Raw genomic sequence first — 15,767 nt, forward strand, 5'->3', positions numbered from 1 at the left:
CCCTAACCGCCTTGTAGCTGGCAGCTTCATCCTCCCCTCACGGTTTGGATTCTAAATAGGGCTACGTTTATACCCGCTTCCGAACAGTGCCATTACTGGCAGAGCCGGGGGCAACGGCTTCATCCAACGGAATGGATGGTTTGGTCGGTATTACCGCCAAACAGTTAAATTAAGCGACTTCGTGTCGCACCCACATGTACGCATCGAATGTATTTTCGGTAACGTACCGGTAGATCTGTACCTTGTCATTCTGGTTCCCCTGCCTAAGAATACGGCCCTCCTGCTGCTCCAAATCGGCCGGTTTCCAAGGCGCATCCAGGTGGTGTAGGGCAACAAGCCTGTCTTGGATATTTGTCCCTGCGCCTAACTTCGGTGTAGAACCGAGCAGAATACGCACCTGCCCGGAGCGCACCTTTGAAAATAATTCCGCTTTTTTCGTTTCCGTCCCGGCTTCATGGATAAACGCCACTTCCTCTCTGGGGATTCCTTTTGCCACCAGCTTTTCCCGCACATCGTCATAGACATTGAACGTGCCGTCGTTTTTCGGCGTAGACAGGTCGCAAAAAATTAATTGTGTCCCTTTGTCTGCAGAAGTCTTTTCCCAAATGCCAAACGCATTATCCACACAGCGGTTGACCTTGCTTTCCTCCGCATCCGGCAGCATATCGTTAATCAGACGCTGATCCAGGGCGCATTTCCTCCCGTCGTTGGTGATTTTCAGCATGTTATCCCTTGACGGGTCTACATTCCCGGAACGGACAGCCTCTGCCCGTTCCGCAAAGGAGCTGACCAAATCCTGCTGTTCCTCGCTCGGTTTCAGCACTTCGTTGATATATTCCGCTTCGGGAACTGGAAGGTCAAGCATATCCGCTGTCTGGATGTCGGCGCTCTCCTTAAATAATGCGATCAGTTCTGGGAGATTAAAAAACCGGGCAAACCTTGTCTTTGCCCGGTATCCTGTGCCTTCAGGACTTAACTCTATACTTGTGACAGTCTCGCCAAAAGCTGCCGCCCAGGAATCAAAATGCCCCAGACCCATCCTCTGTATGGTGTCATACTGCAGATAGCGCATGATCGTATATAGCTCTACCATGCTATTCGATACGGGAGTCCCGGTTGCAAAAGTGACGCCCTTCCCTCCGGTAATCTCGTCCAGGTACTGGCACTTCATGAACATATCGGAGCTTTTCTGTGCGTCCGTCTGGGAAATCCCGGCAACATTGCGCATCTTTGTGTATAAAAACATATTTTTATAGTTGTGGCTCTCATCTACGAACAGCCGATCCACGCCTAACTGCTCGAACGTCACAACATCATCCTTCCGGCTCTGGTCATTCAGCTTTGCAAGCCTTGTTTCCAGTGTTTTCCTCGTCTTTTCCATCTGTTTAATGGTGTAGCGTGTGCCATCTTCCGCCGCAAGCTCTTCAATGGCTGACGTGATGTCGTTCATCTGCCGCTCTATGGCTGCAATCTGCCGTTCCCTGGAAAGGGGAATGCGCTCAAACTGGCTGTGCCCGATAATGATGGCGTCATAATCCCCGGTTGCGATACGGGAGCAGAACTTCTTCCGGTTGGCAGGCTCAAAATCCTTCTTCGTTGCGACTAAGACATTTGCGCATGGATACAGGCGCAGGAAATCGCTGCCCCACTGTTCGGTCAGATGGTTCGGCACGACATAGAGGTTCTTCTGTGCCAGCCCAAGCCTCCGGCTCTCCATCCCGGCCGCAATCATCTGGAAGGTCTTGCCGGCCCCCACACAATGCGCAAGCAGCGTGTTGTTTCCATATAATATATGCGCCACCGCATTTTTCTGGTGTGGCATCAGGGTAATTTCTGGCGTCATGCCTGCAAACTGGATATGGCTCCCATCATATTCACGGGGACGGATGCTGTTAAATAAATCGTTATATTTCCTGCACAAATCCTCCCTGCGGTCAATGTCCCGGAAGATCCACTCCTTGAAGGCTTCCTTTATCATCTCCTGCTTTTGTTGTGCGATCATGGTTTCTTTTTTGTTCAGGACACGCTTTTCCTTGCCGTCCTCCACAACCGTATCAAAGATTTTTGTGTCTTTGAGATTCAGCGCATCTTCTAACAGACGGTAGCCGCTTGCCCTTGGTGTCCCGTAAGTGGCTGTGACAAGGGAATTTCCACGGGAATCCGCACCTTTCCCGGAAATGTTCCACTGGCCGTTGACTTTCGCATACTTCACGTCAATCTGGTTCCCCAATAAATGGCCCGGCGTATGGAACAGCTCCCCCATGAACTCTGTGATATAAGCCGGGTCTACCCAGGTTGCCCCAAGACGCACCTCAATCTCCGATGCCTCCAGGTCTTTCGGCTGCACACGCTCCAATGCCTGCACATTGATCCCGTATTCCGGATTATTTTCTGCAAATTGTTTTGCGACCGTAAGTTTCTCCCGGACATTGCCGGATAAATACTCATCCGAAGATTCCCACTGGTCTGTCAAAGGATTTTTAAAGATCACCCCCGCCAGTTCCTCCGTAACTTCGGATTCTGCCCTGCCGGATAACTCTGCCATAAACGGCACGTCCACCTTTGCCCGCTCCCCGATGGAAACGGCCAGGGCTTCACTGGCGGTATCCACGCTTGTCACCGGCACAGCCTTTCGGATGGTACGTTTCGTAAAAATATCCGCCTTCCGTTTCAGCTTCCCTTCCTCGTCCACCAATTCCAACGACGATAACAGGCAATAGCTGCTGTCCTGGGAAAATGCCCTCCGGTTGGCATTGCTGCTGATCAGTCCATACTGTGCGGTAAAACGGTCATACTGCGTGTTCAATTCCTTCTGCAGCACGGCAACTTCCGCATCGCTGCCGTCCTCCATCTGGCACTGCAGAAGTGTCTGCGTCAAATTCCGCAGTTCAATCATCCCCAGCACACGCTCTGTTGTTAAAGCGGGAAGCTCCATCAAATTCATAACGGAATTTTCCCGGTAATACACTTTCCCATCCACATTTGCAAAACTGAAATTCTTGATGGAAGGGTCTGCCGGGATGGATGATGCCGTTTCCTCTAGTTCTGAATCTTCCAGCTCCATTTCCGTAATCGTCCCCTGGATGTGCTTCACCGCTTCTTTCAGCTGCTCCGAAAGGACTGCTCCCTCTATCGGCTTCACCGTGGTTTCCTGCTTGCCATACTGTGTACTTTCCGTGGTAAACTCCCCAAGCACCATCTCAGGGTGGTTTGCAAAATAGGAATTGACCGTATGGCCTTCTGGCGTTGTGCCAAGTTCCACCCAATCCGGCTGCTCCAAAGACGCCCGGTCACGCTTCTGAAAAAACAGAATATCCGCAACAACGCCCGTCCCGGCATTTCTTTGGAACGCATTATTGGGGAGACGGATCGCCCCAATCAGGTCTGCACGGTTGGCGATGTACTGGCGCACGGATGCGCTTTGCTTATCCATCGTGCCGCTTGACGTCACCACCGCCACCACACCGCCTGGACGCACCAGGTCTAAGGATTTTGCGATGAAATAATCATGTATCATAAAGTTATGGCGGTCATACCTGCGGTCTGCCACCTTATAAGCGCCGAACGGCACATTGCCGATTACGCAGTCAAAGAAGCTGTCCGGGTATGCAGCGGTTTCAAACCCCTGCACGGAGATATTATTTTTCTGGTAAAGCTGTTTCGCTATCTTCCCGGAAATGCTGTCAAGCTCCACGCCGTACATATTCAGCCCGTCCATAGGCTCCGGCACTAATCCCATAAAATTTCCGATTCCGCAGGACGGCTCCAGCACATTCCCCCGCTGTAACCCCATGTTTCCCAGGGCTTCATACATCGCTTTAATTACCGTAGGGGAAGTATAGAACGCATTTAAGGTAGATGCCCTTGCCTCCCGGTATTCCTCCGGCGTCAGCGCCGCTTTCAGTTCCGCATATTCTGCCGCCCACGCTTCATTCTTATCGTCAAACGCCGCCGGGATGCCGCCCCACCCGACGAAATGTGATAAGGTTTCCTGTTCCTCCGGCGTGGCAAGGCGGTTTTCATACTCCAATGCTTTCAGGATAAGGATTGCGTCCATGTTGGCACGGAACTTCTGCTTTGGGCCTCCTGCGCCCAGGTCATCGTCGGTGATATGAAAATTTATCTTCTCCCGGCGTTCCAGCCCCGGTGACGGTTCTCCTGTCCCGTTATCCCTTCTGGACTGCCCGGAAGCCTGCCGGGTACTGCCGTTTCCGATCCCTCCAGCTCCCTCTATCCCATCTGCGGCAACAGGCTCTAAGGGGAGCCTGCGGTCTTTGCGGATATGGTTGATTTCCTCCGGATTCATCACGTGGCTTGTCAATGGATTGATCTCATTCCCAAATGCAGCCTGTTCATTGGCTACCATCCGCTCCATCACGTCAGCAATCAGCTGCATCTGCTCCGGAGGGAACTCCGGGTTCAGCATAGGCACAAGGTTCAAACCTTTTTCAGCAGCTTCATAGATAACATCCACCTGCTCCGGTGAAAAATCATCCAGATATACGTCCGCTTCCTCCATTGCAAGGAACAGCCTGTTTTCAATCAGACCGTATTCCTCAGTGTCCGGTTCCTCCTGCAATTCTTCCAGATTAGGAGCCGCTGCGCCCGTCTGAGGCAGCTCCGCTTCTTCTTCCTGCGTCTCCTGCTGTATAAAAGGGATAAATTCCCCCACATACTCAAACAGCTCATGCTCCCCTGGGAGATAGTTCTTCCCCGTTTCCACGCACCGGAAAACATCTGCGGTTTTGTCTGTGCTTGCTTCATAAAAGCTGCTGTGCGAATACGGATGCTGCCCATCTTCATAATCAGATATGCCAAGTTCGTTATGCGATCTGGTATTCAGGATAATGTCCTGTGCGTTGAAGTTTTCCTGCAGTTTCCCAACAGCTTCAAAATGGAATCCCCCATACTCAAATATGCCGGGTTCTCTTTGCATAAGATCCGGTTCTGCGGATTTTGCGGAATCTGCGGTTTCTGCTTCTGCCGCCGTTTCCGCTTCCCGCATATTTTCCTTTGCTCCTTCTGGAAATGCCGCAATCTCCTGTAACTCTGCATCCACCGCCATGCCTTTTGCCCACTCCGGCGCATCCGGGTCATTTTCATGCAAGGCAATGGCGTCCCGGCTGTCCACAAGGTAATCCTGGTACGTCCTCTGGAAAATATCTTCCGCCATCCAGTCCCGGAAGTTATCCCAGTTCCCATAGGCTTCTGCCATAACGGGGGCGTTTTCCCTGTTGCGCACCATTAAATTGTCCAATTCTTCCTGGACAATATCATACGCCATATCTTCATCTACGTCCCTGGAACGGATGACATCATAGGCTGCGCTGCTTTTAATGGCGGCAAGGGCAGTATACAGACATTCTTTGTAAATAGCCCGGCTGTCCCTCCCTAATGCATTTCCGCCAATCAGCAGATGCCGGTTCAGTTCCGGGCAGACATCTAATCTCCCATCATACGAATCAAGAAAGATTATACTTTCTTGATGGTCTGGATGTTCCATATCCTTTACCGATATGTGCTGATTCTTAATTTCTGTAATACGGTGTAACTTATCCGTATCCAGATATATAAAGTTCCCTACTGCGTAAGTGTACTTCCCGGTTTCGCCGGAGCCGCTGCTATCTTCTATCGGTTCCGCACTTTTAATTTCTGATTCTTCGTTTTTTTGCGGTTCTTTTGTTTCTTCCTGCTTTCCTGGCGTCTTTTCTGGGGCCATGAAATCAAAGAGGGATAACTGTCCTCCATTTTCAATCTGTACTTCTTCTCTTTTCCTTTCCGGGAAAATCGTATATGTCCCTTCCACATATCCGTGAAGATCAGTAAGGATTTGTACCTTTTTCTCATAATCTTCAAAATCTAATGGCAATTCCGCTATTGCTTCATCCATATGCCGCAATAAGCCTTCCTGCCCTTCTGGATTGTTCAGAAGACTCACCACATCGTCCCGGTGGGTAAACATATCCGGATTTCCCGCCCAGGGACGTATCATATGGTCTGGAAGATGGTGATAGAAATTGACAACACGCCCCGCCATCCTTTCCCGTTCATAAACAGGCATACGGGAATAATCGGACGGTTTCAGGTAATTGCCGTTTTCAATCAAAGCCGCTACCCGTTTTGCCACTTTCGGCCATCTCAATAAGATTTCCACATCCGGCTCACTATAAGAGCCTCTCGCCAGCTTCAACCCCTTCCCGCTGTAATCCGCATGGGAATTGTCAGCGCCGGACAGCGCATGGCTCCGTCCGCCTATCCCATAGCTTTCCTTAATAAAATCCGTTTTTTCCTTATCAGTCTTATCCTGTATAAAAAATGCGTAAGTGGAAAGCCGCCCGTCCGAATATGCGCCCCCTCCCTGCAGAAAAGCGTCAATCTCATCCTCTGTGATGAAAACCGGGTGTTCTTCCCATGCAAACCCTTCTCTTGCCTGGTAAGGTACAGCCTCCTTTGCAAACTTCTGGAACTGTGCAAGAATCCGTGTAGGATTATATAATTGGAATCGCATGACCCCATGATCTTCTTCATACGCCTCCGCAAGGCCTTCCAGTCGTTCTATCAGGTCATAGAGATATTCCGGCTGTGCGATCAGCTCCGACAGCCGTTCCACTTTATCAGGGAATCCGCCATAGAATACCTCCACATCTTCAAATACAAGCTCCGCAACACCCTCTGCCATATCCTGATACATATAGGCAAGTGCGTTGGCGTGTTCCTTCAAAGCGTTATCCCTTGCGGCATCCAATACCACCTGCGGCGCATACTCCCCCTGTTTTAAAAGCTGGTGGATACGTCCGCACACATCTTCCCAGGATAAAAATACCTTATCCAGAATCCGGTCTGTCACCGTATGTCCTACGGCAATCTGCATCCCCAGCTCATCATACCAGACAGAATATTCCTTGCCGTCTATGATAAGCCCGATGCCGCCTTTGCCATACTCCCTCTGGACAAATTCCGTATATTCCTCCGGCATCTGGTCTATCATAAAATTATAGATGATCCGGAGCTGGCTCCCATTCCGGTTGCCGCCGCTGCGCAGGACTTCATCTATCACCTCTGGAGAAATCGCAACCTCCCCGGCATAGAGCGCCTGCATCCGTCCCTCAATCTCCCTCTTCTGCTGTTCCACAGTCGGAAAATCGGGCAAAGATAAAGCAGAGGCTTGTTTCTCCTCTGCTTCGCTCAAATCCTGTTCTGTTGTTTCCTCATTTAACTGTATACCAATTCCTTCAAGATGCTCTCTTCCGCCATTGCCGTCAGTCCATTCATATGCGCTGCCCACGCCATCTGGTCTTTCTCCTTGTCTGGAGCCGGGTATTTCTCCAATAATCCTTTCATCAGTGTTTCCATCCTCTCCGTCGCCGATCTCTCGATCTCCAGTAAGTGCCTGTCCAGTTTCCCCGACAGCATCATGCTCTGGTACCATCCTTTCCGGTTCTCTTTCAGGTATGTCCGGCGCAGCATCCCGTACTTCCCGATGGCCACTTTCGGTTCCTCTATCGTCAGGTTCGGGAACAGGTAATCCCCTTTGCGGTGGTAAGTCAGTTCCATGCTCATTTCCTCCTTTTTTGTTTTCGCTTTCACGCTTTAAAGTGCTAAATTCATTATAGCCGATTCCATTCTCTTTTGCAACCGTTTTCTGATATTCTTCTATCAGAATCCTCCGCACCGTCCGTCCAATATCCACAAGGACAGGCTCCACAAGCTGGCTTGTGGCATTTCCCAGGAAGGTAAGCACAGGCAGCGCATTGTAATCGGTGATTGCCGAAAAATCTTCTTCCTCCAGATACTCCATCGGGTCAAGGCCGCAGCGGACAGCCAGCGTATAAAAAGCGCTGTTCATCAAAAGCCGCCGGAACTCCACACGGATCGTGTCCTCGTCCAGCCCCTCTAAAAATGTCCCCTCTGTTTCATACAGAAGGCCGTCCATCACTTCCTCTAAGTTTTCTTCCGTCAACTGGTGGGAAATTTCGGATAAGGCAGACGGCAGGTCTGCGCTGTCTGTCTCTGACAGTCCATAAGCGTCCGCCAGATGGTCAAGGATATCCTTTTTCTGTGCATCCTCAATCTTCCACAGGTTTGGCGTCCTGCCGCCACGCACCATATGCGTGTCGGAAATATCGAATACATACCGCAGCCTCCGTGTCGGCCCGGTATCGTCAATCAGTGCAATCCCCTTTGCCCCACGGTTCACCCACCGGTTCATCTTCCCATTCCACAGCTCCAGCGACGCACAGGCCGTCGCATCCGGGCGCTGTGCATGGATCAAAAGCGTATCTGGGAAGGAATAACGGTACAGCTTCGCCGCCGTGTCCAGATATCCCATCCAGTCCCGTGGGGAACTGGTGACAGCCTTTGCCTCATACTCCGCAAGCCCACGGATTTCATTTAACATTGCCATATAAACCCTCCATAAAATACCGCCCCTGTGCCTGAAAGTTTTTTATCCAACAATACTTTTCCAGACACAAAAGCGGCATGTACCCTTATTCTGCTTTTTATTTCTGTTTTACACTGCCTTTGCCGGATTTCCCGCTTCCCTTTTTCTTCGGAAATTCCAGGCTGAAATTCGCACGTCCATCCTCTGCCGTCATCAACAGGTCTGCCGCAAAGGTTCTCCCTGTTTTCTGTGAATAGAGATCCTTCACATGGGTACGCCCCTTCTCCAGCAGCTCTGCCGCCATCTTCTTATCCACCAGTTTTTTCATACCGGATAGATAGCGGTTCTCCTTCCACAAGGAGAAAGCACATTCCCGGTTACTGCAGTAAAAGTTCTTCTTTCCCTCATACACAGGATTCCCGCATACCGGACAGATTCCAACACTTTCCCTCTGATGGAAACGACCCTGTTCTTCCCCGGATATGGCGCTGCAGCCTGCAATCATCGTATCAATCAAATCTGTAATCTCCCGCAAAAACTCCCGGCTGTCCATCTGCCCATTCTCCATCAGGAGCAGTTTATTTTCCCATTCCGCAGTCATAGCTGCAGACTTTAGATAATCCGGCAGCACCGCAATCAGTTCCTTCCCGTCTGCAGTCGGGAGGATCTGCTTCCCGTTCCGCTTTGCATAGCCGGAGGAAACCAGCTTTTCCAGAATGGATGCCCTGGTTGCAGGCGTGCCAAGTCCCTTTTTCTCTGTATCTTCATCAAAATCCTGATTCCCGGCCCGTTCCATCGCTAAAAGCAGTGTGTCCTCGCTGTACGGCTTCGGAGCTGATGTGAAATGCCTGCTCTTCTCTGCCCGGACTTCTGCAATCTCCATCCCTTCCCGCAATCCTCCCGGAATGGAGAATGTGTCATCTGTTTTGCCTTTATCCGCTGGCTTTCCTTTTTGCACAGCATTACGGAAGGCTTCTTCAATGCCTTTAAACCCTGGCTGGACTGTTGCCTTCCCTTTTGCGGAGAATTCATGCCCCTCACACAATGCTGTGACTGTTGTTTCCTCATAAATGCATTCTTCGGATACTGCCTGTGCCAGACGCTGCCCGATCAGACGGAAGATATTCCGCTGCCGTTCTGATAATTCTTCAAAATCCTGCCCCAGCGCCTCTTTTGTCAGTAACAGTGCATGGTGGTCGGAAACTTTGTCATTATTGATAATGCGCCCTATATTCTCCCCGATAGATTCTCCCTGTAGGAAAGGCAGTAACTCAGGTAACAGCTCTAACAATTCTAAAGCTGTCTGCTCCATATCTGCTGTAATGTACTGGCTGTCTGTCCGGGGATAGGTGACTAACTTTGCTTCATACAGTTCCTGCAGCTCCCTTAATGTTTCCTGCGCCGTATATCCAAAGAAACGGTTTGCCTCCCTCTGCAGCGTGGTAAGATCATAGAGTTTCGGCGGCTGGTTCTTCTTCTGGATTTTCTCCACTTTGCGGATAACTGCGGATTTCCCATTGCATTTTTCAGCCAGGGCAATGCTTTCCGCTTCATCCTTAATAGATTCTGATATGACACGAATCCCATCCCCCTCAACCGCCACCTTGTAATAGGCTTCCTTCACAAACCCGTCAATGGCATCCTGCCGCTCCACCAGCATTGCCAGCGTGGGTGTCTGGACACGCCCCACCGTCAATCGCTTATAATATTTTGTGGTAAATGCCCTGGTTGCGTTCATTCCGATCAGCCAGTCCGCTTTTGCCCTGCATATGGAGGCTTCGCAAAGGTTCTTGTATTCCTCCCCATCTTTCAGATTGGCAAATCCTTCCTGAATTGCGCTGTCCTCCATAGAGCTGATCCACAGCCGCCTGACCGGGATTTTGCTGCCCGACAGGTCATAGACACGCTTGAAAATCAGTTCCCCTTCCCGGCCTGCGTCACAGGCATTGACAACGTAATCCAGGTCATTCCGGTTCAACAGTTTTTTTAAGACCGCAAACTGTTTTTTCTTATCTTTTGCAACGTCTAACTCCCATTTCCCTGGCACAATGGGGAGGTCTGTAAACTCCCATTTCCCATATCTGGAATCATAATAATCAGGGGAAGCATATTCGGCCAGATGCCCCAGGCACCAGCTTACAATACAGTCTTCCCCTGACAGATAGCCGTCCTCCCGTTCCGTAACGGAAAGAATCCTGGCCAGGCTCTGTGATACGCTCGGTTTTTCGGCAATGACCAAAAACATTATTCATCCTCCTCCTCTTCTTCCTCAGAATCGTCCTGCTCCTCATTGACATATGCACCGCCGTAAAATTCCAAATCCTCATTGTCTTCTCCATCCTCTTCCTGCCTTGGTTTCACCACTTTAAAATAATAATATCCGCCGATGCCGCCAGCCAGAAGCACAATCACCGCAAGCAGGGCGCCCGTATTCGTGCCGCCTTTCTTTTCTTCCGGCTCTGTCTCCGTTTCTGGTTCTTCCGGTACAGACGGCTTTTCTGTTTCCGGGATGATTACGGAAGGCTGCTCCTGCTTTGGGTCTTCCTTTGTTTCCCCAATAAATTCTGCCAGGTCATTTTCATCAATCATGGACAGCATATAGACATTCTCCGTATTGTTGGAGCGGTCTAACACCATGAAAAAGGTATTGCCGTTCTTAGTCTGCACAGTTAAAAACTGCTTGCTTTCATCGTCTGCCATATCGTCCACCAACTGCCCGTTCCCAGGCACAGAAAACGGCGCCCCCTGCACCCTGCCCTGTGATTCTCCCTCTTCTGGTTCTTCTGTGTCTGACGGTTCCTCTGCAATCGGCGCATCCTCCGGATCTTCGTTTTCCACACTGCTATTTCCTGTCGCTGTCCCAACATTTGCGGTGTCGGCTTCCGTCTGCCCTGCACTGTCCGTATAGGCAAATGCAGGCATGGCCGCAGAGAACATCATCCCCACGACCATCGTAATTACCATCAGATATTTTTTAATCTTATCTTTCATTATATAAATCCTCCCTCCGTTGCCGCATCCTCCGGCAGTCCCTGTCCTGCAGATAACTCCCCTGCTATGTTTTCTGTTGTTTCTGCCGCATTCTCCGTTGTTTCCGTCATGCTTTCTGCTGATCCGGCCAGTTTCTCCGATTCCATGCTTTCTTCGCTGCCAGAATCCATATCTGTTCCCGGCTTCTCGGAAAATACCACCGTCCCCTGCTGTATGCCCTCCAGGACAGACAGCAGTTCCCAGCTTCCAAGCCGCATGGAATGGACGCTCTTTAATATCTCCGCATCCTCCAGCATTTCCCTCTGGACGTTCAGCTCTCCCAAATGCTCCTGCCATGCGGCAATCTTCTTTTCCGTTTTCTGGATTTCGTCCAGGACACGCCGCAGCTTTTTGTTCATATCGCCACCCCATTTTCTTTATCAAATATAATTGTCATTGTTCATGCGTTTTTATCAAACTTTATTGTCTCTCCAAAACTGTATTTTTAAGGCAGCCTTCCAAATCCGAGTAGATGTTGCTGCCAGTATGCAGAACTTATGTTTGTATATTGGATTGGGTCGCCGCAGTGGATCATCATGTTGTTGCCAACATAAATCCCCACATGGCTTGCTCCAGATGTCGGGTAGGTGTTCTGGAAAAATATCAGATCACCCGGCTTTGCCTGTGAAGATGGTACATGGGCACAGCACCCTCGCAATCCTTCTGCCGTCTGCCTCCCTACGTTCCATCCATTCCCGCAGTTATTGATGACCCAACTGACAAACCCGGAACAGTCAAACCCGGTACTTGGCGAAGCTCCGCCCCAAACATAAGGACGGCCTAAATATTTTTCCGCCTCATGGATCATCCTTGCAAACTTTTCATCCGACAATGCCTCGGACGGGATTTCATACCCATATCCATCCGCACCGCCGCCACCGGGCAGGCTCCCCACGTCAAATAAGTAATCCCGGTTGCCGTAAGTCCCGTTGTAAAGGTTATACCGCTTTTCCTCATTTTCATCCATACGGCTCCGCAGGACGGCATCCAGATTGTGGTTCATAAGCGTCACTTCCAGGCGGTTGATTACTTCCGTCGTGGTCACTTCCACTTCCTGATTGCCGTTATCGTCCGCAATAAACGCTTCCCAGGTCTGATGCCCATGTGCGGACGCAGCGGAATGGCTGTCATAATAAACATCAAACTGCACCCCATACCGGGCAAACGCCCCTGTGTCCTCCACCACATACTCCACGCCGTTCATCACGACCTTCGTACCCATCGGCACAAAGGGACTGGCGGCATCCACCGCTATCGTATGGTTTGCCGTTGGATATACGCCGCTGGCCGTCGGCCCTCCTGACCATACACCGCAGCAGATGGAACAGTTACAATACCCACTCGTCACCACCTGTCCCAGGGATTCCCCGACACGCACGGTTTTTGTCTCCGTCACCGTATCGTTGACTTCGTCCACATACAGGCTGTACTGTTCCCGGAAAATATCTTCCACCTCGTCTTTTACCTGTTCATAAGTAAACTCCCCGTATTTCGCAGTGAAATAGGAGATCAGATGGTAGGGATTGTGGGAAATTTCGTCTACCTGATACCAGTATTCGTCATATCCCGGATGTGTGGATTCCATGTTGTTAATCTGTCTGTTTAAGCCAGCTTCCAATGCCGCATACGCATTTTCCGTCTCATAAATATCTTCATCCGTGCTTGGATAGGTAGAGCCAATAATACTGGAAGATGTTCCCTCAATCATAGCGCTGCAGCTTGACAAGCCTGCAGAAAGCATCAAAAAAAGCAGCCCTAAGACTGCCGCTGCCCCAAATATCCCTTTATTATTTTTTAAGACGGACGCCGCCTTACTTTTTATTTTGTCAAATACGGATTGTGTGGCTTTTGCCGCCTCCGCTGTTGTTTTCTCACCCCTCTTTGCCGCCTGGTAGGATTTTTTAATCCGCTGTTTCTGCCAGAATTTTTTTCGGATTGTTTTCTCTGCCTGCCCCGTTTCTGCCAACTGCTTCCCCGCCGATTCTGCCGTTTCCTGTGAAGCTTCAAACTGCAGGCGGATTTTCACCCCTTCCCCTTCCGGGGATTCCCTCCAACGGGAGAGCTTCCGCTGCACCATCCGGCGGGAGGTACGCATGGCATTCCGCAAAGAATGTTCCGCCATGACCTCTGCCCGGTGTGCCCCCTCTGCCGCAGAATTATCCTGCTCCGCTTCATGCACCTTCCCGTGTGCATAGGCTGACATGGAATGTGACGCCGCAGACGCAGCTTTTCTACCGATCCCCATACCTGCACCATGCACCATAACACTTTCATCGTCACCGAAGGAAATCCTGGATTCCTGCTTTTTCTGCTCATTATGCAGCCGCTCCCGCTTCTGCTTTTTCTTAATATTTTCACGGACAGACTCTAAGGTTTTCCCTGCATCTTCCGGCGTCTCCCTGTAATGGGCATCATTTTTCCGAGAATCCTTACTGCCTGCTTCGCCGCCTGCCTGCTGTCCATCCCCTTTACGGAACTGCGCCTGCACCTGCTTTTTCTTCCGGCTGTGGCTTGTCTCTGCCACAGCTTCCACATAGTTCCTTCCGCTGGACGGATGCCCCCGGATACTCTCCATGCGTGAGGAATGTCCCGATAATCCCCTGGCTGATTCTGTCTCCGGGATTTCCGGTTCTGTATCTCCGTTGCCGTCCGGCTCCTGTGCGAAATATGTATGGTTTTCCGGCTGCACGGGCAATCCGGATAACGGATCGCCTGCCTGCTCAGACAAAGGATTCTTTGTATGTGCTTCATACAGCCGCCGCTTTTTTGCGGACTGCCTTTGCTGCCTGCTTGCCTTTGAGGGATTTTCCGCACTGGAAGAAATGCTGTCCTTCTGCCCCCGTCCAATAGAATACGCTTTTTCCCTTTGGAAATTGACAGAATCTGCCGCCTGCCCCGGCAGTGTCAGATTATCCAATTCCCTCTGGCTTATCCGGACAGAATCTTTCTTCTGCAGATTTTCCTCAACCAAACCGTCACGGCTCATTTTATTGACTGTCTTATCTCTTGCTTTAAACTCTTGTTCCCGCATATCGCTGTTCCTTTCACCATCCAAGTTTGCGACACGGTGTCGCAAAGTATCAGGATCTACCAATCTGTTTCTTACTGGCTGATTTTTTTCGCCATTACCACAACCCTTCCGTTCCTCTGGGAATACTCACAGGTGGATAACGTCAACAGCTTATCCCCGAAAACTGCTGAAATTCCTGTATCGTACAACGCACGTTCCTTAACTTCTTTGATATATTCCCGATAATCTGCCGCATCCTCCGCCTTTGTAAATGTATAATAGGGAAAATCATTTCCTGTATATACCGGCGTACAGAATACGGCGAAAACCTGATACGTTTCACTGCCATGCAATGTGTCATAGGAAATCAATGGATGTTCCAGATAAAATGCGCTGTCCTTGTACTGTTCCAGTGCCGCAAACATCTTCCCGCTGTTCATATGGTGTCCGTAGATAATCAAGTTATCACTTGTAGCTGGATTGCACAGCTCGGAAAGAAACAGACAGCCGTTTGCAGAATACTCCCCATTAAAATCCCGATGGAGATAATAGTTTTCTTCCGATGGACGGTACATAACCGGATAATCAATCACTGTACCCTCTATCTGAATCCATCCGATACAATCTGGATTTTCCCTGTGCAGCGCAAGCAGGCCCGGATGAACCGGAGAAGAATCTCCCCCGGTATCCCTACCTCCATCATTTGTTTCTTCCTCTGATAACCCTTCCGTCTCCCCATTGCCAGACTTTTCATAAATTTCTTTCAACTGCTCTTGCAATGCATCATCCTTCCTCTCCTGCATAAGCATATCTGCGAGAAAATACCCACTGATGCTTAGAAGGAGCAGGGAGCAGAGCAATATTTTTCTTGCAATCCATTGTTTCATGCTTCGCCTTTCTGATCTCTGGCAGGCCGTTTTTCCCGGCTTTCCTCCAAATCCGACAATTTTGTTGTCATCAAAGCATAGAGGCGTAACGACTTATCGAATTTATCTTTAAAAGGGATTATGGTACTCCCGTAAAAAATCAGTCCTTCACCTTCTCCACTGTTCGTCACATAAGATAACTGATGTGGGGAAATATTGAGCTGCTTCGCCAGTATCTGCCTGTCCCCCGCCGCCTGGTTCAACATATAAATAAAGTCCGAGTTTTCAAAAATGTTCTCAATTTCCCGGCTTGACAGCAAATCTTTAATATTCTGCGTTATTCCCGTCGGAATGCCGCCCCATTTCCTAAAACGCTTCCAGATCTCCACTGAATAAGCCGCCGTCTGTTCTTCTTTTAAAAGCAATAGCGATAGGTAATCCTTTGATGTTATCTCCGGATTTTCCCCCGCTCTAAACC

6 protein-coding genes and 1 pseudogene are annotated in these 15,767 nt (G+C 50.0%); all 7 read right to left on the minus strand.

The window, feature by feature from the left end:
• Nucleotides 1-169 precede the first annotated feature (169 nt).
• Entirely contained in the window at nucleotides 170-8,404 is an 8,235-nt protein-coding gene (locus E5329_RS16855; protein ID WP_330571579.1) for an Eco57I restriction-modification methylase domain-containing protein, read from the minus strand.
• 97 nt (nucleotides 8,405-8,501) lie between these two features.
• Nucleotides 8,502-10,628 carry a DNA topoisomerase III gene (gene topB, locus E5329_RS16860; RefSeq protein ID WP_135975714.1) on the minus strand — a complete coding sequence of 709 codons (2,127 nt, stop codon included), beginning with the start codon at nucleotides 10,626-10,628 and terminating at the stop codon, nucleotides 8,502-8,504.
• A complete protein-coding gene (locus E5329_RS16865; protein WP_135975713.1) occupies nucleotides 10,628-11,374 on the minus strand; it encodes a CD1107 family mobile element protein in 747 nt (248 codons plus the stop codon). The genes topB and E5329_RS16865 overlap by 1 nt, the downstream gene beginning before the upstream one ends.
• Nucleotides 11,374-11,772, minus strand: coding sequence for a DUF4315 family protein (locus tag E5329_RS16870; RefSeq protein ID WP_004083182.1), 399 nt, complete (start codon nucleotides 11,770-11,772; stop codon nucleotides 11,374-11,376). Before E5329_RS16870 ends, E5329_RS16865 begins: the two co-directional genes overlap by 1 nt.
• Before the next feature lie 86 nt (nucleotides 11,773-11,858).
• Nucleotides 11,859-14,444, minus strand: coding sequence for a C40 family peptidase (locus tag E5329_RS16875; RefSeq protein WP_016219892.1), 2,586 nt, complete (start codon nucleotides 14,442-14,444; stop codon nucleotides 11,859-11,861).
• Nucleotides 14,445-14,515: 71 nt separating this feature from the next.
• Nucleotides 14,516-15,310 (minus strand): class B sortase, encoded by a 795-nt coding sequence (locus E5329_RS16880; RefSeq protein WP_004083190.1) that lies wholly within the window; start codon nucleotides 15,308-15,310, stop codon nucleotides 14,516-14,518.
• Nucleotides 15,307-15,767, minus strand: a pseudogene (locus E5329_RS16885) (hypothetical protein); the annotation flags it as partial. The gene E5329_RS16880 and the pseudogene E5329_RS16885, both read right to left, overlap by 4 nt.

This window comes from Petralouisia muris (assembly GCF_004793545.1).
In the GTDB taxonomy this organism is placed as follows: Bacteria; Bacillota; Clostridia; order Lachnospirales; family Lachnospiraceae; genus Petralouisia; species Petralouisia muris.

What these genes read in the sequence shown, in the direction of transcription:
- topB (WP_135975714.1), bottom strand. Translation starts at nt 10,628, where the DNA reads ATGTTTTTGGTCATTGCCGAAAAACCGAGCGTATCACAGAGCCTGGCC.
- E5329_RS16865 (WP_135975713.1), bottom strand. Translation starts at nt 11,374, where the DNA reads ATGAAAGATAAGATTAAAAAATATCTGATGGTAATTACGATGGTCGTG.
- E5329_RS16880 (WP_004083190.1), bottom strand. Translation starts at nt 15,310, where the DNA reads ATGAAACAATGGATTGCAAGAAAAATATTGCTCTGCTCCCTGCTCCTT.
- E5329_RS16875 (WP_016219892.1), bottom strand. Translation starts at nt 14,444, where the DNA reads ATGCGGGAACAAGAGTTTAAAGCAAGAGATAAGACAGTCAATAAAATG.
- E5329_RS16870 (WP_004083182.1), bottom strand. Translation starts at nt 11,772, where the DNA reads ATGAACAAAAAGCTGCGGCGTGTCCTGGACGAAATCCAGAAAACGGAA.
- E5329_RS16855 (WP_330571579.1), bottom strand. Translation starts at nt 8,404, where the DNA reads ATGGCAATGTTAAATGAAATCCGTGGGCTTGCGGAGTATGAGGCAAAG.